Raw genomic sequence first — 20,044 nt, 5'->3', positions numbered from 1 at the left:
GTGGTCAGGCGCCAGGCCGGCCGTGCGTCGCGCACGACGCCGGGTTCATCTCTGATGATAGTCAGTCGCACGCCAGCGCAGACAGCGGCCCCGGCGCAGGCTGCGCGCCGGCGCGCGCGGCCGCCACCCGCGCCGCGGCGTCGTCCAGCTGCGCCAGCGTGCCGGCGTCGACCGGCATATGAGTGGCGCGGGCGGCGCGCCAGGCCCGTTCGGGCTCGCCCGGCAGGCGGATGCCATCCTGCCCCGGCTGCAGCCGCGAGGCCTTCATCCAGTCGGCGAACGCCGCCACCTCATGCCCGAATGACGTGCTGTTGCCCAGGCGCGCGGGATCGAACACGATCGCCAGCATGTTGTTCCAGACCGCGTGCTCATGCCGCAGCGTTTCGGGGCGGATGGTGTGGCCGCCGGTGACCGCGGCACCCAGCAACTCGCACATCACGGCCAGCACATGGCCCTTGTGTTCGCCAAAGGGCCGCAGCGCGCCTTGCGGCGCGCCGTCGGCGGGGTACATCACGGCAGGATCGGCGCTGGGCTCGCCATGCGCGTCCAGCAGGCAGCCGGGCGCCACCGGCACGCCCTTGTTGTGGGCCACACGCACCTTGCCCAGCGCAATCGCGCTGGTGGCGAAGTCCAGCACCAGCGGCGGCTCGCCCGCCACCGGCACGCCGATGGTGAACGGGTTGGTGCCGTAGCGCGCATCGTAGCCGCCGTGCGGTGCCACGATGGGCTTGGACAGCACGTTGACGAAATGGATCGAGATCATGCCGGCGGCGGTGGCCTGCTCGGCCCAGTGGCCCACGCGCCCCAGGTGGTGCGACTGCCGCAGGCCCATCACGCAGACGCCATGCTCGCGCGCGCGGCCGATGGCCATGTTCATGGCCTGCGCCGTCACCGCCTGGCCCATGCCGCGGTTGCCGTCCAGGCTCAGCATGCTGCCGGCATCGTGCAGCACGCTGACCTGCTGGTTCAGCTGCAGCTCGTCGGCCTGCCAGGCCAGCACATAGCGCGGGATCATGCCGACGCCGTGCGAGTCATGCCCGCTCAGGTTGGCGCCGACCAGGTGGTCGGCCGTCAGGCGCGCCTCTTGCGCGCTGCTGCCCGCGGCAAGCCAGAGATCGGCCACCCACTGGTGCAGGGCGGCGGTAGGGATGCGGTGTTCGCTCATATCGGCCTTGGCTAGGGATGAAAAAAGCCCCGTGCCGTGTGACGGCAACGGGGCTTCATGATACGGCCGGCGCGAGCTTGGTGGCGCCGGCATGGCCGGTGATCGGCTACTGCTTACTGGCGCAGCGCAGCTTCGGCAGGTGACTGGCCAAGGATTTCGCGGATACGGGCCAGGTAGGTATCGCCCACCGCGCGGTGCATGCGCGCCGCCTCGGCCGCGAACTGGCGCCGGCTGGGCGGGCGGATGCCCAGGCTGCGGCAGATCGTTGACAGATAAGGCTTGCGCTGGCCGCCCAGGCGCAGCGCCGCGGTCTGCAGCGCGGCATCGCCGATGCGACCGCGCAGCCAGGCAAGCACCTGGCGGTCATAGTCGTTTTGCACACGGATCAGGTGTTCCATGGACAGGACTCCTACTGTTCATCCATACAGGTACTGTAAATATATACAGTATTCAGGGGGATGCAAGGAGTTTGTCCAGGAACACTTCGGGCGAAAGGCCAAGTTGGCTACAAGCCACCCAGGGCGTTCACGGTGAACGCCAGAATCCCCATGTTGAAAAGGAACGCGGCCACGCAGTGGCCCAGGACCACCCTGCGCATGTGTGCGCCGGCGATGGTCACGTCAGAAGTCTGGAAAGTCATGCCCAGCGTGAAGCTGAAATAGAGGAAGTCCCAATAGCTGGGGTGCTGCACGCCCGGCACCTGCAGTCCGCCCTGGTCGCCGGTGGCGGTCTGGAGGTAGTAGAGATGCGCATAGTGCAGCGTGAAAACGGTGTTGGCAAAAAGCCAGGAAAGGATAAGCGTGGCGACGATCAGCGCGATGTCGGCCCAGTGCGGTGTCTCGGGGCGCGCGATCAGCGTGCCGATTGCGACCAGGATCACCATCGAGAGCAGCACGGTGATCGTGAGCAGCGCTGTGCGGTTGGCATCGTTGTGTTCCGCCGTGCGCCGCATGGCCGCAGCATCGGCGCGCAACAGCGGCAGCGCGGCGCCAAGGAAGACAAGGGCCGCGAGATCGAAGCCGATCAGCAGGGCGATGCGTGGCTCTGCGCCGAGCGCACCCGCGGCAAAGGTCGCAACGATCAATATGGCGCCGCACAGCAGAAAGCGTGCGGGTGCGATGCGCTTGCCGATAGCGAAGCGGGCGGGTCTGTTCATGGGGTATTCATCCGGATGACCCTTCGTCAGGAAAGGAGGCTGGCCATGCGTGAATAATATCCGTGCCGTCGCGCAGTTTGTTACGCTGCATGCGCCTTTCATTTGGCGGCCTCGAGGTCGATAATGGCCCTGTGCCATGACCGGCAAGGAGAGACGCAATGACCAAAAGCTCTTCCTCCACGGATAAGCCCGATCTCACCCAGGGCGTGCCGCTGGCTGACCTTGCTGACGGCGGCATGGTCACAGGCCAGGTTGGCGGCAAACCGGTCTTGCTTGTGCGTCGGGCTGATGAACTGTTTGCCATCGGTGCGACCTGTACCCACTATGGCGGGCCACTGGCGGACGGCCTGCTGGTCGGCGATACGATCCGATGTCCGTGGCATCACGCCTGCTTCAGTCTTCGCACCGGCGAGGTCCTCGGGCCGCCCGCCCAGGACGATCTGAAATGCTGGCGCGTGGAACAGCAAGACGGGAAGGCCTTCGTCCGCGAAGCGCTGCCGGCGGTGCGGCCACCGAGGCTTGCCTCGGCCCGGCTCCCTGAATCCGTGGTGATCATCGGCGGCGGCGCCGCCGGGACTGCCGCGGTCGAAACCCTGCGGCGCGAAGGCTATAGCGGCCCCGTCACGCTGCTGAGTGCCGATCGCTCATTGCCGTACGATCGGCCGAATCTGTCGAAAGACTACCTCGCCGGGACAGCAAACGCGGACTGGCTGCCAATGCGGCCACCGACGTTCTACGCGGATCACGACATCGACGTGCGCTCCGACAACCGTGTCGTCAAGCTCAGCCCCGAGCAAAAATCCGTCACGCTCTCGGACGGCAGCAACGTGAGCTACGGCGCGCTTCTGCTTGCCGTCGGTGCCGTGCCGATACGGCTGGACGTTCCTGGCGCAACCTTGCCGCACGTGAGCGTGCTCCGCACGCTGGCCGACTGCGACGCCCTGATCGCGCGTCTCGGCACGGCACGCCGATGCGTCGTGGTGGGCGCAAGCTTTATCGGGATGGAAGTCGCGGCAGCGCTGCGAACGCGAGGACTGGAAGTGCATGTTGTCGCGCCCGAAGCGCATCCGATGGAGCGGGTCCTGGGCGCGACGCTCGGCGACATGATCAAGGCGCTTCACGAATCGCACGGGGTAACGTTCCATCTCGGGGCCACGGTGGCAGAGATTCAGCCGGATCGGGTGAGATTGTCGACCGGCGCGGAGCTGGCCGCCGACCTGGTCGTGACCGGGATCGGCGTTCGCCCCGACGTGGCCTTGGCGCAGGACGCCGGCCTCGCACTGGACAAGGGCGTGGCGGTCGATGAATTCCTCCAGACCAGCGAACCTGACATCTATGCCGCGGGCGATATTGCGCGCTGGCCCGACCCGGGAACGGGCCAGCGTATCCGCGTCGAACACTGGGTGGTCGCCGAGCGCCAGGGCGTGGTGGCAGCGCGAAATATCCTGGGACAGCGGCAACGCTTTGCGGCCGTGCCATTCTTCTGGACCCAGCACTATGATGTGGCCATCAACTACGTAGGCCACGCGGAGCAATGGGATCGTTTCGATGTCGACGGCGATCCCGCCGCGCATGACTGTACGGTGACCTATTGGGGCAAGGATAAAAGGCTTGCGGTCGCCACGGTCGGGCGCGACCTGGCGAGCCTTCGCGCGGAGGTGGCGTTCGAGCAGGAGACGACAGGACCCTAGGCAGGGGCGAGTGCGCGGTCCGCAAGCCCTTCAAGCAGGTCGGCCGACGGGACAAAGAACAGGCTGCCGGTGACCGCCTTGCTGAAGTCAAGCAGCCGGTCGTAATTGCCGGGCGGCAATCCGACGAACATGTTCTCGAGCATCTTCTCGATCGGCGCGGGCGAACGGGCGTAGCCGATGAAGTAGGTGCCGAACTCGCCCGCGCCAGGGCGGCCGAACGGCATGTTGTCACGCAGGATCTTCACTTCCTGCCCGTTCTCGACCAGCGTAGTCAGCGAACTGTGCGATGACGATGGCTTGACCTCTTCGTCCAGTTCGATGTCGGACAGTTTCTTGCGCCCGATGATCAGTTCCTGTGTCTCCACGGGAAGGGCGTTCCACGCGGTCATATTGTGCAGATACTTCTGCACGATGACGTAGCTGCCACCGGCAAACTCGGCATCCTCGTCGCCGATCACCGTGAAATCGACCGCCTCGCGTCCGGCCGGATTCTCCGTGCCATCGACAAAGCCGATCATCGCCCGCATGTCGAAGTTGCGGAAGCCGTGCACCTCGTCGACAACCTGGATCGCATCGCCGAGCTTGCCGAGCAGTTGCGTGGCAAGCTCAAAGCAGAGGTCCATCGATTCGGCACGGATGTGCAACAGCAGGTCACCCGGCGTGGCGATGGCGACGCGATCGCCGGTGCCGAACTCCCGGAACGGGTGCAGCGCCGCGGGACGGGGCTTGCCGAACAGCCTGTCCCACGCGTCGGCGCCGAAGCCGCAGACACAGGACAGGTTGCCTGACGGCACACGATGGCCGACCGCGCGCACGACGGCGGCAACGTCGGCACACCAAGCGCGGACGGTGCCGGCGTGGTCGTCGCCGTCGGTGAGCGTCGCAACGATGAATATGGCGCTGCGGGTGACTGTGCCGGAAACGGCCTGTGGTTCGGGGATCTTTGTAGGCATCGGACTCTTCATGTTGGTTATACCGATTCGGTTTGCGGGCTGACGGAAGAGAATTCAACGCATAAGCCTACACGAATTGAGTGGCGCCTCTGACCTTTCATTTTCTCCTGACCAGGCAGTGTCAGTTGCAGTTGTCAATCCAGGCAGCTGGAGCAAGGCCTGTGCCTGTGACGGCATCCTTGGGTAGTCAGGCGGTTCGGGCGCGCGGCAAGCGCTGCGCGGCCTCCGCGACGGACAAAATGTCCATGCTGAGCCAGGTCTCGCGGGTCATTTTGTCCATTCCGTTGTCACATAAGGCATCGCTTATAGGCACGCAAAGAATCGCTGAATTTACCTTAAGTGGCCAGGCAATTATCTTGTCTCCAACGATGCAGGAACACTAAGCAAAGCGGCATCGAAGCACGCTTCAGCAAGCCTCATCGGCCATTCAAACAAGGATAGGGGAGACCATGCATGATCACGACGAGGATACCCCGGAGACCATCCCTGATGGTCTCCGTCACGTCAGTCTGCCGGGCTACCTGACGCAGCCATGATCGTCGGCACGGCAGGACATATCGATCATGGCAAGACCAGCCTGGTCAGGGCGCTGTCGGGCATGGATACCGACCGCCTGGAGGAAAGGAAGGCGCGCGGCTTCTCGATCGAGCTTGGCTATGCGTACGTGCCGCTCGAGAACGGCGACGTGCTCGGCCTGGTCGATGTCCCGGGCCATCAAAAGCTGATTCACACCATGGCCGCGGGCGCATGCGGCATCGACTTCGCGCTGCTCGTGGTCGCCGCCGATGACGGCGTGATGCCGCAAACGCGCGAGCACCTGGCCATTGTGCAACTGCTCGGCATCCGGCGCGGCGCGATCGCGTTGACCAAGGTAGATCGCGTGAATGACGTGCGGCTACGGCAGGTGCGTGAGGAGATCGCGTCTTTCCGGCGCGGCAGCATGCTGGAAGACGCACCGGTTTTTGAAACCTGTGCAATGCGCGCCGACGACCCGGGTGTGAACGCGTTGAAGCGGCACCTGCATGCGGCGGCGGCCGCGTCGCGAACGAAGCGCGACGACGGGCTGTTCCGCCTTGCGGTTGACCGGGTCTTCACGCTTGCCGGGCAGAGGACGATCGTGACGGGAACCGTGGTGTCCGGGCGCATCCATGTCGGCGACAGGGTGTTGCTCGCGCCGAAGAACGAGTCTGTGCGCGTGAGCGGCATCCATGCGCAGAATCGTCCTGCTGCTGTCGGGCGGGCGGGGCAGCGCTGCGCGCTGAACCTGGCCGGCATCGACAAGGGCGCGATCGAGCGCGGTGACTGGGTGGTCGATGTGCGCCTGGCGCAGGCGTCGGAGCGCATCGATGTGATGCTGACCCTGTTGCCGGACGCCCCTGCGCTGGAGCACTGGGCGCCCATGCATGTTCACCTGGGCACGCAGCACCAGGTGGCGCATGTCGCGCTGCTCGATGGCCCGACGCTTGCGCCCGGCCAGCGCGCGCGCGTGCAGCTTGTGTTCGAGCGGCCGGTATGCGCGCTGCCTGGCGATCCCTTTGTCGTGAGGAACGCGCAGGCCAGCCGCACCATCGGCGGCGGCGATGTACTGGATCCGTTCGCGCCCGCGCGCAAGCGCCGTTCCCCGGCGCGGCTGGCTTGGCTCGACGCGATGCAGGCCATGCTTGACACCGGATCGGTCGGGGCATTGCTCGAGCAGGCGCCACACGGGCTGTCGCGCGCATTGTTGGAACGCCTGAGCGGCATGCCGGCGGCGGCCATCGAGCTGCCGTGTGACACGCGCGTGATCGAACTTCCGGGCAACGATGCCTTGCTGGTGTCCGGCGCGGCGTGGCGGGCGCTGGCGGGGCGATTGACCACTGCGCTCCGGCAATTCCACCAACGCTCGCCGGATGTGCTTGGCCCGGAGGTGGCGCGCTTGCGCAGGATCGCTGCACCGCTGGCGCAAGACGCGTTGTGGTGCGCGCTCGTCGATGACGCCTGCGCGCGCGGCGAGATCGTCCGGACCGGCCCCTGGCTGCACCTGCCTGAGCACACCGTGACGCTCGACGACGCGGATCGCACGCTCGCCGCGACGCTGCAGCAGGACATGAAAGCGGGGCGCTTCGATCCGCCATGGGTGCGCGAGCTGGCGAGCGCGCATGGCGTGCCGGAGGACAAGGTGCGGCAACTGATGCGCAAGCTCGCGCGTCATGGCGAGACGTTTCAGGTCGTGCATGACCTGTTCTATGATCCGGAGGCTATTCGCGAGCTGGCCTTGCTCGCCGCTGTCGACGCCAGCAAGAACGCCGGTACGGTCGTCGCCGGGGCATTTCGCAATGCCACCGGACTCGGACGAAAGCGTGCGGTTCAGGTCCTGGAGTTTTTTGACCGTGTTGGCTATACGCGCTTCGACCGTGGCCGCCATCTGGTGCGCACGGACAGTCGTTGGCTGGAGTTGCTCTGACAGGGAAAACCGCCTTCCGCCATTGAGATTCCTGGGAATTCTCAAGCGTTGCGGGGCTCTCCACTCCTCCCTCCTCCCCACACTACATCCTTATCCACAAATTCGAGGCCGTATTGCGGTGACAGCAATACGACGATTCGCACTTTCGTAACGAGCCTCCATCATGCGATCCCGGAATCGGCATCCTGTGCGCCAGCGGACGCGATGCGCGTGCGTCCGCGGCTTCGATGGAATAGGAGATAAATATCATAATTAAATTGGATATAAAGATCATGCTCATTTGAAATACATCGATTAGTCATCATTTTCCCATTTTTAATGCACTGCACGAAAACTGTGCGTGAATTTAAAAAGAATTCAGCGAATATCGTCCGAATACGGCATTTGGTGCTGGCATGCTACTTGCGCTAGGTATGTCCAGGCGCCAACGGCGGCGCAACATTAACTAGTAGTTACGACCAACGGTGGTCGTGATTCCGGGACAAAGGCGTCCGAGTCAGGCGAGCGGTGCTCGCTGGGCCGGATGCATTTTTTTTGTCTGTACGTGGTGCACAGGGGGAGTCAGGGGTGTCAGTGATGCTGCAATCGATACCAAACACAAAGGCTGTCCAAGCGCCGGTCGTCGTGATCGGCACCGGGCCGGTGGGCGTGCGGCTTGCGCAGGACTTGCATCGTCGCGATCCTTCCATTCCGCTGGTGATCTACGGCAACGAACCATGGGAGCCATACAACCGCGTGCGCCTGTCTTCCTTTCTTGCCGGCGATGCGAGCTGGGCCACGCTCACGCAGGGGCTTGCACTGCCGCAGGGACCCGCGATCGCAGCGCGGCTCAATTGCGCAGTGGTGCATGTCGATCGCGGCGCGCAGGAGATTGAAGACTCGGCCGGGCGCACGCAACGCTATTCCCACTTAGTGCTGGCCACCGGATCACGTCCGCGGATCCCGGACGTGCCGGGCATCGGCCAGGCCAATGTCTACGTTTTCCGTGACATGAACGATACCCAGCGGCTGCTCGCACGCCGTATCCGCAGCCGCCGTACGGTGGTGCTGGGCGGGGGGCTGCTGGGCCTGGAAGCGGCGCGCGCAATGCAGCGCTTCAACACCGAGGTGCTGGTCATTGAGAACAACGACCGGCTGATGTTGCAGCAATTGGACCAGGCAGCCGCGGATCTGCTGCGCGCCCATGTCGAGGCGGCCGGGATCCAGGTATTGACGGGCGCCGCAGTGAAACGCGTGCATGGCGAAGGAGCGGTTACCGGCATCACCCTGCGCACCGGCGATGTCATCGAATGCGATACCGTCGTGATTGCCGCCGGCATCAAGCCGAACACCGACCTGGCCCTGCAGGCCGGCCTGAGTGTGGGGCGCGGCATTCGCGTCAGCGACCGCATGCAGACGTCCGATCCACATATCTACGCCGTTGGCGAATGCGCGGAACATCGCGAACAAGTGTACGGGATCGTCGCCCCTGGCCTGGAACAGGCGGCAGTCGCCGTGCATGCAATCTGCGGCGGCGACGCCAGCTATGCAGGTTCGCTACAGGCAACGCGCCTGAAAGTGCTCGATATGCCGGTGTTCAGCGTGGGCCGCGTCGGCGAGCATGACGGTATCGGCTCGGCGAGCACGGCGGCTTATGAAGACAAAAAAACTGGCATCTACCGGAAGGTGCTGGTCGAGCGCGGTCATCTGATTGGCGCGATGGCGGTCGGCGAAGGCGCAGACCTGCGTCGGCTGCAGGACGCGGTCAGCGGCAATCACCGGATACTGCCATGGCAGCTTTGGCGGTTTCGCAGGACCGGCTCGCTGTGGCAGGAGGGCGAAGCCAGCGTCGTCAACTGGCCGGCAAGCGCGGTCGTCTGCAACTGCACCGGCGTTACCCGCGGTCAGCTTGGCGAAGCGGCGGCTGCCGGGTGCCGTTCGATCGAGCAACTCGCAGCGTGCACGCGTGCCTCTACGGTATGCGGTTCGTGCAAGCCGTTGCTGGCCGAGCTGGCCGGTGGCGCGGTGATGCGAGAACCGGTGCGCGCGCATCGTCCGCTCCAGGGCGCGGCCGCGGCGGCACTGGCGCTCGCCTTGCTGGCACTCGTTGCGCCTGCCATCCCCTTTGCGAAGACGGTGCAGCTGCAGTGGCGCTGGGACGAGCTATGGCTGGTGAGTTTGTATAAGCAGGTCAGCGGATTTTCCATTCTCGGGTTGAGCGTACTTGCCCTGCTTCTCTCATTCCGGAAGCGCTGGTCGCGCCTTGGCTATGGCGATTTTGCCGTCTGGCGCGTGCTGCATGTGGTGCTCGGATTGGGTGTGCTGGCGGGACTCTATGCGCATACGGGAGGCAGGCTTGGCAGCCAGCTGAATTTCCTGTTGATGGCGAGTTTCACCGGCCTGATTCTGGCGGGCAGCATGTCGGGGCTGATGATCGCGCAAGGGCATCGCCTGCCAGTGGCACTGGTTCGGCGCTGGCGCGACAACAGCACCTGGGTGCACATCTTGCTGTTCTGGCCGGTACCCGTGCTGCTCGGGTTCCACATTCTCAAAACTTACTATTTCTAGAGCCTACCAGCGATGGCAAGCAAAAGCCGCAGAGTTCTGTGGGTCTACTGGGGTGTGTTGAGCGTGGCGATGCTGGCATATTTCTCGATTGGGCTGTTCTACAAGGAGGCGGCGAGGCATCCGCTCCTGGTATCCGCGCGCATGGCATTCCTGCCGGGTCAGACCAGCCACGGCCACTACCAGATCGAACTGGCGTGCGAGAGCTGCCACAGCAAGCCGTTCGCCGGCCCGGAGGCCATCCAGGAGGCATGCGTCAACTGCCATGAGAATGAGCTGAAGGAAGCCAGAGATTCGCATCCGGCCAGCAAGTTCGACGATCCGCGCAATGCCGAGCGGCTGGGAAAGATCGATGCGCAGGCATGCGTCACCTGCCATGCCGAGCACAAGCCGCGCACGACGCTTGCCATGGGCGTAACGCAGCCGCAGGACGTCTGCTACCACTGTCATGCCGGTCCGGACGAGATGCCGCCGGACCACAAGGACTTCAAGTTCGACAGCTGCACCGCGGCCGGCTGCCACAACTATCACGACAATCGCGCGCTGTACGAAGATTTCCTGCTAAAGCATGCGCAGGGCGGCAAGCTGAACGAAAAGCCGCTGCTGCCGCAGCGCGATTTTGCCGTAGCGGTGCGTGAGATGAGCGGCTACCCGGCGGCGAAGTATCCGTTCCGGACGCTCTCGGCAGCCGAGCAGGATGCGCCGCACGGCAAGCGCGGCAGTACGGCGTTGCAGGCCGACTGGCTCGGCACCGCGCATGCCAGGGCTGGCGTCAATTGCACCGGTTGCCATGCATCGAAGGGCAAGGACGGCTCCACGAAATGGAGTGACCACCCAGGCAGCCCAGCAGCGTGCGAAGGATGCCATGCGGCCGAGGCCAAGGGGTTCCTGGCGGGAAAGCACGGCATGCGACTGGCGCAAGGCCTGACGCCGATGACGCCCGGCGACGCCCGTCTGCCAATGAAGGAAGCGGCTGCCCACACGGAACTTGGTTGTACTTCCTGCCATTCTGCCCATCGCTTCGATGCCAGGACAGCGGCGGTGGAGTCATGCATGAGTTGCCATGACGACAAACACACCCTGGCCTACAAGAGTTCGCCGCACTACGCGCTGTGGCAAAAGGAGACCGCCGGACAGGCGCCGCCCGGTTCTGGCGTGACATGCGCCAGCTGCCACATGCCGCGGGTGCGGATGTCCACCGACGAAGGCTCGCGCATCGTGGTTCAGCACAACCAGAACGATACCCTGCGGCCGAACGAAAAAATGATACGGACCACGTGCATAAGCTGCCACGGGCTCGGCTTCTCGATCGACGCGCTGGCCGACAAGACGTTGATCGACAACAACTTCAAAGGCATGCCGGCCCGGCACGTGAAGAGTATCGACATGGCTGTGGCCAAGGATGCAGAAACGCGCAGCAAGCGAAGCACGCCGTAGCTGCGCGTCGTTCTGGCGCTTGCGGGCTTCTTTTCAACAGTGAAGGAGAGAGAAATGAAACGATATGCGAACTTGCAGGCAAGCAGTCTGGCAATTGGCGCGGCGCTGGCCGTTAGCGCCTTTCCCGCACACGCATCCGGCATCAGTCCAAAGGAAATGGCGGATGCCCTGCACGCCGTGATGGCGGCCGACCGGACCGTGTATACCCGCCTGATCGTCAACCGCCTGCAGAACGAAGAGAAGGTGATCAAGGCGACTGAGCACTGGAAGGATGAGAAGACATTGGTGCTGCCGGCGCAGATGTTTCGCTTCGGCGCGGAGGAGGTAGCCAAGAGCAAGCCGAATTTCAGCTATTCGCTGTTGTCCCTGTGGCCGCTGAATAAGCAGAACGCTGCGAAAACCCCAGTGGAGAAGGAAGGGCTGGACTTCGTCGCCAAGAACCCCGGAAAGAACTTCTACAAGGAAGAGACTCTCGGCAAGAAGACCTATTTCACCGCCGTGTACGCCGACACGGCGATCGCGCCGGCCTGCGTCACTTGCCACAACGGCCATAAGGACAGCCCGCGCACCAATTTCAAGATTGGCGACGTGATGGGTGGCGTGGTGCTGCGCATCCCTGTCAGCAATTGAGCCAGCGAAAAGCTGAGCGATGACGACGTAAAGGCAGTAGCGGATTACATGATCGCAATTGTCAAGTAAAGGAATATTCCATGACACCGCAAGAGATCACCCTGGTACAAAGCTCCTGGCAGAAGGTGGTGCCGATCAAGGAAAAGGCCGCCGAGCTGTTCTACGGCAAGCTGTTCGAAATGGATCCCTCGCTGAGGCCACTGTTCAAGGGCGACACCGTCGAACAGGGGCGCAAGCTGATGGCGATGATCAATACCGTCGTCACGAAACTGGACCAGCTCGACGACATCGTTCCCGCTGTACAGGAACTCGGCCGGCGCCACGTCGCCTATGGCGTCAAGGACGAGGACTACGACACCGTGGCCGGCGCCCTGCTGTGGACACTGGGTGCCGGCCTCGGGGACGCCTTTACCGATGAGGTGAAGGGCGCCTGGACCAGCGCCTACGTGATCCTGGCCGGGGCCATGAAAGACGCCGCCGCGACCGCCTGGGACTGACTCAGGAGGAATGAGGCCATGCTGGAAGCAGTGTCACTGACCGCCGCGCGCGGCGACCGGCCGATTTTCATCAGGCTGGGGCTGCGCGTGGAGCCCGGGCAAGCGGTGCATGTCACAGGCGCCAACGGCAGCGGCAAGACTACCCTGCTGCGAATCCTGGCTGGCCTGCTGCGCCCGGAATCGGGCGAGATCCGATGGAACGGGTGTGCGGTGGCGGCGAGCCGGCCGCTGCCCGATTCCGCATACCTCGGTCACCGCAACGGCCTGAAAGCGGAGCTGAGCGCGCTGGAGAACCTGCGCAGTGCCTGCGCGCTGTACGGTTGCCGCACGGATCGTGCGCACCTGCAGCGGGTGCTGGCACAAGTCGGGCTGGCCGCTGGTGCCGACACCGCTCTCGGGCTGTTGTCGCAGGGGCAGCAGCGCCGGGTTGCGCTGGCGCGTGTGCTGTCCAGTGGCGCGAAGCTATGGCTGCTCGACGAGCCGACCACCGCACTCGACCAGTCCAGCATCCGGGCCTTTGAGGGATTGTGCGAACACCATCTGCAGTCGGGCGGCATGCTGGTGTTTGCGAACCACTACCCGCTGCGGCTGGTGGCCGCGCGGATGCGCGAGCTTGCCATCCCGGCAATCGCCGATCGATTGCAGCAGGAGGCGGCATGCTGGATCCGGTCCTGAAACTGATCGCGCGTGAGCTGCTGCTGGCGTGGCGTCGCCCGTCGGCGGTGCTGACACCGCTCGCCTTTTTTGTCGCGGTGGTCAGCCTGTTTCCGCTGGCGGTTGGCCCGGAGCGGATGTTTCTCGCCAGGCTGGCGCCCGGTGTGATCTGGGTCGCCGCCTTGCTGGCGACGCTGCTGGGCATGGAGCGTTTGTTCGAATCCGATTTCCGCGACGGCAGCCTGGAAGTCATCGCGCTCGCGCCGCAGTCCCTGACCTTGATGGTGCTCGGCAAGGTGACCGGCTTCTGGCTCGGGGCGGGCCTGCCGCTGGTGTTGCTGACGCCACTGCTTGGCGTTCAGCTCGGCGTGCCTGACGGCGAGCTGGCACAACTGGCACTGTCGCTGCTGCTCGGTACGCCGACGCTGTGCCTGATCGCGGCAATCGCTGCCGCGCTGACGCTGTCGCTGCAGCGCGGCGGCCCGCTGCTGGCATTGCTGGTGCTGCCACTGGCAGCGCCGGTACTGGTGTTCGGCTGCGGCGTCGCCGCCGCCAGCACTGCGGCGGAATTGCAGGCGAATCTTTCGCTGCTGGGGGCATGCCTGCTGACTGCCGTTGCGTCGGCGCCATGGGCCACCGCCGCGGCGCTCAGGATTGGATTGGAGTCTGTCTGATGGCCACCTTGAATATCTGGAAGTACGCCGCGCCCCAAGCCTTCTATCCGCTCGCCGGGCATCTGGTGCCATGGTTTGGCGCTGCTGCCGCAGTGTCTGGCGCGATGGCGCTATACCTTGGCCTGGTGGTGGCGCCGCCCGATTTCCGCCAGGGCGAGGTGTACCGCATCCTGTTCATCCATGTCGCGGCCGCCTGGATGTCGATGTTCATCTACGTGGTGATGGCCGTCTACGCCGGGCTTGGCCTGGTGTTCGGCACCCGTCTGTCGTCGCTGATGGCAACCGCGCTGGCGCCCAGCGGTGCGTTGTTCACCTTCCTCACGCTGTGGACCGGCGCACTTTGGGGCAAGCCGACCTGGGGCACCTACTGGGTATGGGACGCGCGCATGACCTCCGAGCTGCTGCTGCTGTTCCTCTATCTCGGCTTCATCGCGCTGCAGGCCGCGATCGACGATCCACGGCGCGCAGCCAGGGCCGGCGGGGTGCTGGCGCTGGTCGGATTGATCAACCTGCCGGTCATCTATTTCTCCGTGACCTGGTGGAACACGCTGCATCAGGGGGCATCGGTCAGTCTGACCAAGGCGCCGCAGATGGCCGGCATCATGATCGTTGCCATGCTGGGCATGACCTTCGCCTTCTGGATGTATGCGATCGCCGTCGCGCTGGCGCGGGTGCGCTGCCTGATCGCGCGCAGCGAGGCCGGCCGCAGGTGGTGGCGGCAAGGCGAGGACATCTGAAACCCGACGCGCACTCGGATCAACGCGCTCAACAGCAGGGAGGGAATGATGGATCTGAATGGATTTTTTTCGATGGGTGGCCAAGGCGCTTTCGTCTGGGGCGCATACGGCGTGACGGCGCTGCTGTTCGCTGTCGAAGTCCTGCTGGTACTGCGCTGCGGCGTGTCGACTCGGCGCACGCTGGCAGATGCGCACCCCGCCGCGCCCGGCATGCGGCTGCAAGATCAACGGGGTACGCAATGAGGATGCTCAACAAGGCGCGCGGGCGACGCCTGCTCATGATCGCCGTGGGATTGCTGTTGCTTTGGACGGCTGCCGCATTGATCCTGAACGCCTTCCGCAGCAATATGGTGTTCTTCTTCTCGCCAAGCCAGCTCGCGGCAGGGGAGGGCCCGCGCGACAAGGCCTTCCGCCTTGGCGGCATGGTCGAGCGCGGCAGCCTGCGGCGCGCCCCGGATGGGCTGGGGGCGTCCTTCATACTGACCGATACGGTCAACCGGGTGCAGGTGGTCTACCGCGGCATGCTGCCCGATTTGTTTGGCGAAGGGCAGGGTGCCATTGCGTTCGGCCGCATGGGTGGCAACGGCATCTTCGCGGCCGAGGAGGTGCTGGCCAAGCATGATGAAGCGTACATGCCGCCGGAGGTCGCCGCTTCGCTCAAGCTCGCCGAAGCGGCGCAGAAAGGTGGGGCCAGATGATTCCCGAACTCGGTCAATGGTGCCTGGCGCTTGCGCTCGCGCTGGCGCTGGCGCAAGCGGCGCTGCCGCTCCTGGGGGCGGTGCGCGGCGTCGATGGCTGGATGCGCACCGCACATGCCGCAGCACGCATGCAGTTCCTGTTCCTCTCGCTGGCCTTTGTTTTCCTGTCGGCGGCGCTGCTGGGGAACGATTTTTCGGTGCGCTATGTCGCAAACCACTCGAACAGCAGCCTGCCGGCGATCTATCGCTTTGCCGCCGCCTGGGGCGGCCATGAGGGATCGTTGCTGCTTTGGTCACTACTGCTGGCAGCCTGGTCGGCCCTGGTGAGCTGGCGCAGCGACAGCCTGCCGCTGATGTTCTCGTCACGCGTGCTGGCCGTCCTGGGCATCGTGTCGAGCGGCTTCCTTTGCTTCATGCTGTGCACCTCGAATCCTTTCGAGCGCCTGTGGCCGGCGCCCCCGGACGGCGGTGACCTCAACCCACTGTTGCAGGACATCGGGCTGGTGATCCACCCGCCGATGCTGTATATCGGCTATGTCGGACTGGCGGTGCCCTTCGCGTTCTCGGTGGCCTCCCTTCTGACCGGGCGCATCGATTCACTCTGGGCACGCTGGTGCCGGCCATGGACCATCGGCGCCTGGCTGTTCCTGACACTCGGCATCGCCCTTGGCAGTGCCTGGGCCTACTACGAACTGGGTTGGGGCGGCTGGTGGTTCTGGGATCCGGTCGAGAATGCTTCCTTCATGCCATGGCTGCTTGCCACCGCGCTCATGCATTCGCTGGCGGTCACGGAAAAGCGGGGCATATTCGCCGGCTGGACCCTGTTGCTGGCGATCGCCGCCTTTGGCCTGAGCTTGCTGGGCGCCTTTCTGGTGCGCTCCGGCGTGCTGACCTCCGTGCATGCCTTTGCCGCGGATCCGGGGCGCGGCGTGTTCCTGCTGTCATTGTTCGCATTCATCGTCGGCGGCGCACTCTGTTTGTACGCGTGGCGCATGGGGCGCGTGCGGAGCAGTTCGGCGTTCGCGCCGTTCTCGCGCGAGGGGGTGCTGATGCTGAACAATCTGCTCCTGGCCGTAGCAACCGCGTCTGTTTTGCTGGGCACAGTCTATCCGCTGGCGCTCGATAGCCTGGGCCTGGCGAAGATATCAGTCGGTGCGCCGTATTTCGAGGCGGTGTTTGTGCCGCTGGTCGTGCCAATGCTGTTTCTGATGGGCGTGGGCCCGCTGATGCGCTGGAAGCATGCTTCGCTGCCGGATCTGAAGCGTCGGCTGAAATGGGCGCTGGCCGCGGCGCTTGCCTTTGGCCTGGTCACGCCCTGGCTGCTAGGCACATCGAGCATCGGCATCAGCCTCGGCCTGGCCCTGGCCGGCTGGATCACCTGTGCTCTGGTCGCGACCGCGGCCGAGAGCGTGCGCGACCGGCGCGGGGCAGGGGCGTTGCGCAGTCTGGCCGCCCGTCCGCTGTCGTTCCACGGCATGTTGATCGCCCACCTTGGCATTGCAGTGTGCATTGTCGGGGTCACCATGGTCGGCGGCTATGCAGGCGAACGCACGGTGAGCATGTCGGTCGGCGACTCGCTCGAGTTCCGCGACTACCGCTTCCGCTTCGACTCGGTGGAAACACTGGTGCGCGACAACTACCAGGCCCGGCGCGCGAGCATTACGGTGACGCGAGACGGCCAGCTGGTGACATTGCTGCGGCCAGAGAAGCGCTTCTATCCGGTTCAGCGCAAGGTGATGACCGAGGCGGCGATCGATCCCGGCCTGACGCGTGACCTCTATGTATCGCTTGGCGAAGCGTTGCCCGACGGTAGCTGGACTTTGCGGCTTTACCACAAGCCGTTCATAAGCTGGATCTGGTCCGGCTGCCTGCTGATGGCATTTGGCGGCTTGCTTGCGCTCGGCGACCGCCGCTATCGGGCGCGCACCGCGCCGGCCGCCACGCCGCTGAACCTGGGGGTGGAATGATGCGACGGTTTGTTCCTGCTGCGATCTTCATCATGCTCTTGCTGCTGCTCGGCCTCGGGCTTGCGCCGAGACCAAGCAGTCTGCCATCCCCCCTGATCGGCAAGAGCGCGCCGGCTTTCAGGCTGCCCTTGCTGGACGCGCCTCAGCAAACTGTGGCGCCTGCCGATCTGCGCGGACAGGTCTGGGTGCTGAACGTCTGGGCATCGTGGTGCGGCGCCTGCCGCGAGGAGCATCCGAAGCTGATGGAGCTGGCGCGCCTTACCCGGGTGCCCATCTATGGGCTGGATTACAAGGATGGGCGCGACGAGGCCGGTGCCTGGCTTGCGCGGCACGGCAACCCTTATCGCGCCAGTCTGTTCGATGCCGATGGCCGGGTCGGCATCGACTACGGCGTGTACGGTGTTCCGGAAACCTTCGTGATTGACCGTCGCGGCGTGATACGCCACAAGCATGTCGGTCCGCTGACCGAGGAGGTGGTGCGCAAAGAACTGTTGCCGATGTTGGCGGCGCTCGAGAACGAGCCGGACGTAGCACTGGCAAGCAGGGGAAAAGGGGGCTGACATGAAATCAAGCGTTCGCCGGTGGTGCGTACTTGGGTGTTTGCTGGGCGGTCTGCTGGCCAATGCAATCGGCGCCGAGCCGGCACAGGCCGATGCCGAGCAGGCTCTGCAGGCCCGGGTCACGAGGCTGGCCGTCGATCTGCGTTGCGTGGTATGCCAGAACCAGTCGCTTGCCGATTCCAATGCCAGCCTGGCGATTGACTTGCGCAGCGAGATTGCCGGCATGCTGCGCGATGGGAAAAGCGAGCGCGATGTGACCGAGTTCATGGTGCAGCGCTACGGCGATTTCGTGCTGTACAGCCCGCCGCTGCAGCCCACCACCTGGCTCCTGTGGCTTGGCCCGTTCCTGCTCATGTTGGTGGGAATGGTGGTGCTCTACCGGCATGCTGCCGGATCGCGGGCACGCGAGCGGGCGGGTAAGGCTGGCGGCAACGAGGAGGGAAGCATATGACATCGGCGCAGGTATTCTGGGGATTCGCCACCGCCCTGACCATTGGTGCGCTGCTGACCGTATTGCAGCCAATGGTGGCAGGTATCGCCGTTGCGAAAGGCCGGGCGCGCCGGGTTCAGTTCCTGGCCGGGCTAGCTATCACGCTGGTGGCCCTGGCAGGGTATCTTGCTGTCGGCCGGCCGGACCTGATCGGGCCGGAATCTGGCAGCGGGTCAGGAGCAACGCCGCGGGAAACGTCGATTCCGCATCTGATCAAGCGTCTTGAGGCGCATCTGCAGCAATGGCCTGACGATGCCGATGCCGCACTGTTGCTCGCGCGCTCATACTATGCCGCAGCCCGTTTCGCCGAGGCGGTGCCGGCGTTCGAGCGCGCATTCGTGCTGAAGGCACCCGCGGCACCGCAGCTTGCCGATTATGCCGATGCGCGTACTGCGCAAAATGGGGGCACTTTTGATGCGCAGGCACAGAAGGCTGTTGAACGCGCGCTGGCACTTGATGCGCAGCATGTGAAGTCGCTGTGGCTGGCGGGCAGCTTTGCCTTCAATGACCGGCGCCCTGCCGACGCGATTGTTTACTGGACGCGCCTGGCGCCATTGCTGCCAGCCGATTCCGAAGAGCTACGCCGTCTGCAGGCCAACATTGCCGGAGCGCGTGCGCAGGTGGGGACCGGTTCGGCTGTTGCGGGCAACAAGAAGCAGCTTTCCGGCACCGTAGCAATTGCCCCCGAATTGCAGGCGTCTGTTGGCAGCACCGACACGCTCTACGTATTCGCACGCGGGCTGCAAGGGCCGCCGATGCCGCTGGCTGTCTTCAAGGCAGTGCCTGGACGCTGGCCGGTGGCGTTTTCGCTGGACGAGAGCATGGCGGTGATGGGCGGTGCGCGCCTGAGTGAGCGGGAAAGCGCGATGGTTGTCGCACGAATCTCACGTTCCGGCCAGGCGATCGGCCAGCCAGGCGACCTGGAAAGCGGGGCGGTACAGGTGAAGGTGGGCGCTGCTGGCATCCAGCTGTTGATTGATACGGTAAGGAAATGAGGGTTGATCCGCGACGATCATAGGGTAGACGACCAGCTGCCGCTGCCCACAACGCCGCCCAGCGTCTCAGTAGCGGATTCTGTGGTCCCGCGATGTGCTGCTTGATCGCAACTTAATGGATTGCTTATGCGTCGGCTAAGAATATATGAATTTACCTTAAGTGGGTGAGCAGATATCTTTCCAGCATTGCCGCCACGCCGCCAAAGCACGCCTGGTGCATGCATCCCTACATTCACCAGCAGCGGAGTATGTCTTGAGCGTCAGCACTGAGCAGGTCACCGAAGCCCTGCGCACCGTCATCGACCCCAATACGGGCAAGGACCTGGTGTCCACCCGCTCGGCCAGGAACATCCGCGTCGACGGCGGCGATGTCTCGCTGGAAGTCGAACTCGGCTACCCCGCGAAGAGCCAGTTCGATCCGATCCGCAAGCTGGTGGTTGCTGCGGTGCGGCAAGTGCCGGGCGTGAGCAATGTCAGCGTGGCCGTGACCATGAAGATCGTCGCGCACGCGGTGCAGCGCGGGGTCAAGCTGCTGCCGGGCGTGAAGAACGTGATTGCGGTGGCGTCGGGCAAGGGCGGGGTGGGCAAGTCCACCACGGCTGTGAACCTGGCGCTGGCGCTGGCGGCGGAAGGCGCGCGCGTCGGCATGCTCGACGCAGACATTTATGGGCCGAGCCTGCCGATGATGCTGGGCATCGACGGCCGCCCGGAATCCGCCGACGGCCAGACCATGGAGCCGCTGGAAGGGCACGG

At 64.6% G+C, this 20,044-nt stretch carries 20 protein-coding genes; 16 read left to right on the top strand and 4 right to left on the bottom strand.

Annotated elements, in window-relative coordinates; all coding sequences use genetic code 11:
• Positions 1-61: 61 nt before the first annotated feature.
• The 3 genes from AC3WRI_RS26420 to AC3WRI_RS26410 form a co-directional block, all read right to left on the bottom strand.
• The gene (locus AC3WRI_RS26420) at positions 62-1,165 is read right to left on the bottom strand and encodes a malate/lactate/ureidoglycolate dehydrogenase (RefSeq protein WP_010809661.1); all 1,104 of its coding nucleotides are present in this window, start codon (positions 1,163-1,165) and stop codon (positions 62-64) included.
• Between the two features lie 113 nt (positions 1,166-1,278).
• The gene (locus tag AC3WRI_RS26415) at positions 1,279-1,563 is read right to left on the bottom strand and encodes a CppA family protein (RefSeq protein WP_011616901.1); all 285 of its coding nucleotides are present in this window, start codon (positions 1,561-1,563) and stop codon (positions 1,279-1,281) included.
• 107 nt (positions 1,564-1,670) lie between these two features.
• Positions 1,671-2,423: a DUF1345 domain-containing protein gene (locus AC3WRI_RS26410; protein WP_011616902.1), complete on the bottom strand. Its 753-nt coding sequence runs from the start codon at positions 2,421-2,423 to the stop codon at positions 1,671-1,673.
• 56 nt (positions 2,424-2,479) lie between these two features.
• On the opposite strand from AC3WRI_RS26410, the gene AC3WRI_RS26405 reads away from it, so the two are divergent.
• On the top strand, positions 2,480-4,012 hold the full coding sequence (locus AC3WRI_RS26405) for an FAD-dependent oxidoreductase (RefSeq protein WP_492294387.1): 1,533 nt from the start codon (positions 2,480-2,482) through the stop codon (positions 4,010-4,012).
• On the opposite strand, the gene AC3WRI_RS26400 is transcribed toward AC3WRI_RS26405, so the two are convergent.
• Positions 4,009-4,965: a Dyp-type peroxidase gene (locus tag AC3WRI_RS26400; protein WP_010809665.1), complete on the bottom strand. Its 957-nt coding sequence runs from the start codon at positions 4,963-4,965 to the stop codon at positions 4,009-4,011. The genes AC3WRI_RS26405 and AC3WRI_RS26400 overlap by 4 nt on opposite strands.
• A 532-nt stretch (positions 4,966-5,497) precedes the next feature.
• Here AC3WRI_RS26400 and selB point away from each other — a divergent pair.
• From selB to AC3WRI_RS26325, 15 genes are all read left to right on the top strand, one after another.
• On the top strand, positions 5,498-7,408 hold the full coding sequence (gene selB / locus AC3WRI_RS26395; protein ID WP_492294385.1) for a selenocysteine-specific translation elongation factor: 1,911 nt from the start codon (positions 5,498-5,500) through the stop codon (positions 7,406-7,408).
• A gap of 576 nt (positions 7,409-7,984) precedes the next feature.
• The gene (locus AC3WRI_RS26390; RefSeq protein ID WP_492294383.1) at positions 7,985-9,955 is read left to right on the top strand and encodes an FAD-dependent oxidoreductase; all 1,971 of its coding nucleotides are present in this window, start codon (positions 7,985-7,987) and stop codon (positions 9,953-9,955) included.
• Between the two features lie 12 nt (positions 9,956-9,967).
• Positions 9,968-11,389 carry an ammonia-forming cytochrome c nitrite reductase subunit c552 gene (locus AC3WRI_RS26385; protein ID WP_492294382.1) on the top strand — a complete coding sequence of 474 codons (1,422 nt, stop codon included), beginning with the start codon at positions 9,968-9,970 and terminating at the stop codon, positions 11,387-11,389.
• 54 nt (positions 11,390-11,443) lie between these two features.
• Positions 11,444-12,019, top strand: a complete 576-nt coding sequence (locus AC3WRI_RS26380) for a Tll0287-like domain-containing protein (protein WP_492294380.1) — start codon at positions 11,444-11,446, stop codon at positions 12,017-12,019.
• Positions 12,020-12,099: 80 nt separating this feature from the next.
• On the top strand, positions 12,100-12,516 hold the full coding sequence (locus AC3WRI_RS26375) for a globin family protein (RefSeq protein ID WP_010809670.1): 417 nt from the start codon (positions 12,100-12,102) through the stop codon (positions 12,514-12,516).
• Positions 12,517-12,534: 18 nt separating this feature from the next.
• Positions 12,535-13,191 carry a cytochrome c biogenesis heme-transporting ATPase CcmA gene (gene ccmA / locus AC3WRI_RS26370; protein WP_058698612.1) on the top strand — a complete coding sequence of 219 codons (657 nt, stop codon included), beginning with the start codon at positions 12,535-12,537 and terminating at the stop codon, positions 13,189-13,191.
• A complete protein-coding gene (gene ccmB / locus AC3WRI_RS26365) occupies positions 13,173-13,844 on the top strand; it encodes a heme exporter protein CcmB (RefSeq protein WP_010809672.1) in 672 nt (223 codons plus the stop codon). The genes ccmA and ccmB overlap by 19 nt, the downstream gene beginning before the upstream one ends.
• On the top strand, positions 13,844-14,581 hold the full coding sequence (gene ccmC, locus AC3WRI_RS26360) for a heme ABC transporter permease CcmC (protein WP_010809673.1): 738 nt from the start codon (positions 13,844-13,846) through the stop codon (positions 14,579-14,581). Before ccmB ends, ccmC begins: the two co-directional genes overlap by 1 nt.
• A gap of 45 nt (positions 14,582-14,626) precedes the next feature.
• Positions 14,627-14,824: a heme exporter protein CcmD gene (gene ccmD / locus AC3WRI_RS26355; RefSeq protein ID WP_010809674.1), complete on the top strand. Its 198-nt coding sequence runs from the start codon at positions 14,627-14,629 to the stop codon at positions 14,822-14,824.
• Positions 14,821-15,279, top strand: a complete 459-nt coding sequence (gene ccmE / locus AC3WRI_RS26350) for a cytochrome c maturation protein CcmE (RefSeq protein WP_037023989.1) — start codon at positions 14,821-14,823, stop codon at positions 15,277-15,279. Before ccmD ends, ccmE begins: the two co-directional genes overlap by 4 nt.
• Complete coding sequence (locus tag AC3WRI_RS26345; protein WP_492294378.1) at positions 15,276-17,246, top strand: heme lyase CcmF/NrfE family subunit; 1,971 nt, start codon at positions 15,276-15,278, stop codon at positions 17,244-17,246. The genes ccmE and AC3WRI_RS26345 overlap by 4 nt, the downstream gene beginning before the upstream one ends.
• Positions 17,243-17,806, top strand: a complete 564-nt coding sequence (locus AC3WRI_RS26340) for a DsbE family thiol:disulfide interchange protein (RefSeq protein WP_492294376.1) — start codon at positions 17,243-17,245, stop codon at positions 17,804-17,806. The genes AC3WRI_RS26345 and AC3WRI_RS26340 overlap by 4 nt, the downstream gene beginning before the upstream one ends.
• 1 nt (position 17,807) lies before the next feature.
• Positions 17,808-18,257: a cytochrome c-type biogenesis protein gene (locus AC3WRI_RS26335; RefSeq protein ID WP_492294374.1), complete on the top strand. Its 450-nt coding sequence runs from the start codon at positions 17,808-17,810 to the stop codon at positions 18,255-18,257.
• Positions 18,254-19,291, top strand: a complete 1,038-nt coding sequence (locus AC3WRI_RS26330) for a tetratricopeptide repeat protein (protein ID WP_011616914.1) — start codon at positions 18,254-18,256, stop codon at positions 19,289-19,291. Before AC3WRI_RS26335 ends, AC3WRI_RS26330 begins: the two co-directional genes overlap by 4 nt.
• Before the next feature lie 253 nt (positions 19,292-19,544).
• On the top strand, positions 19,545-20,044 hold a 500-nt coding region (locus AC3WRI_RS26325), incomplete at its 3' end, for a P-loop NTPase (RefSeq protein WP_492294372.1).

The sequence above is a fragment of the Cupriavidus sp. FW305-27 genome (genome assembly GCF_058787995.1).
Note: the sequence above shows the minus strand (reverse complement) of the source record. Positions and strands in the feature narration are given on the sequence as shown.

Coding starts and splice junctions, on each gene's coding strand:
- ccmC (WP_010809673.1), top strand. CDS start 13,844: ATGGCCACCTTGAATATCTGGAAGTACGCCGCGCCCCAAGCCTTCTAT.
- AC3WRI_RS26385 (WP_492294382.1), top strand. CDS start 9,968: ATGGCAAGCAAAAGCCGCAGAGTTCTGTGGGTCTACTGGGGTGTGTTG.
- AC3WRI_RS26375 (WP_010809670.1), top strand. CDS start 12,100: ATGACACCGCAAGAGATCACCCTGGTACAAAGCTCCTGGCAGAAGGTG.
- ccmB (WP_010809672.1), top strand. CDS start 13,173: ATGCTGGATCCGGTCCTGAAACTGATCGCGCGTGAGCTGCTGCTGGCG.
- ccmA (WP_058698612.1), top strand. CDS start 12,535: ATGCTGGAAGCAGTGTCACTGACCGCCGCGCGCGGCGACCGGCCGATT.
- AC3WRI_RS26400 (WP_010809665.1), bottom strand. CDS start 4,965: ATGCCTACAAAGATCCCCGAACCACAGGCCGTTTCCGGCACAGTCACC.
- AC3WRI_RS26415 (WP_011616901.1), bottom strand. CDS start 1,563: ATGGAACACCTGATCCGTGTGCAAAACGACTATGACCGCCAGGTGCTT.
- AC3WRI_RS26405 (WP_492294387.1), top strand. CDS start 2,480: ATGACCAAAAGCTCTTCCTCCACGGATAAGCCCGATCTCACCCAGGGC.
- AC3WRI_RS26340 (WP_492294376.1), top strand. CDS start 17,243: ATGATGCGACGGTTTGTTCCTGCTGCGATCTTCATCATGCTCTTGCTG.
- selB (WP_492294385.1), top strand. CDS start 5,498: ATGATCGTCGGCACGGCAGGACATATCGATCATGGCAAGACCAGCCTG.
- AC3WRI_RS26345 (WP_492294378.1), top strand. CDS start 15,276: ATGATTCCCGAACTCGGTCAATGGTGCCTGGCGCTTGCGCTCGCGCTG.
- AC3WRI_RS26380 (WP_492294380.1), top strand. CDS start 11,444: ATGAAACGATATGCGAACTTGCAGGCAAGCAGTCTGGCAATTGGCGCG.
- AC3WRI_RS26390 (WP_492294383.1), top strand. CDS start 7,985: ATGCTGCAATCGATACCAAACACAAAGGCTGTCCAAGCGCCGGTCGTC.
- AC3WRI_RS26420 (WP_010809661.1), bottom strand. CDS start 1,165: ATGAGCGAACACCGCATCCCTACCGCCGCCCTGCACCAGTGGGTGGCC.
- ccmE (WP_037023989.1), top strand. CDS start 14,821: ATGAGGATGCTCAACAAGGCGCGCGGGCGACGCCTGCTCATGATCGCC.
- AC3WRI_RS26335 (WP_492294374.1), top strand. CDS start 17,808: ATGAAATCAAGCGTTCGCCGGTGGTGCGTACTTGGGTGTTTGCTGGGC.
- ccmD (WP_010809674.1), top strand. CDS start 14,627: ATGATGGATCTGAATGGATTTTTTTCGATGGGTGGCCAAGGCGCTTTC.
- AC3WRI_RS26330 (WP_011616914.1), top strand. CDS start 18,254: ATGACATCGGCGCAGGTATTCTGGGGATTCGCCACCGCCCTGACCATT.
- AC3WRI_RS26410 (WP_011616902.1), bottom strand. CDS start 2,423: ATGAAAGGCGCATGCAGCGTAACAAACTGCGCGACGGCACGGATATTA.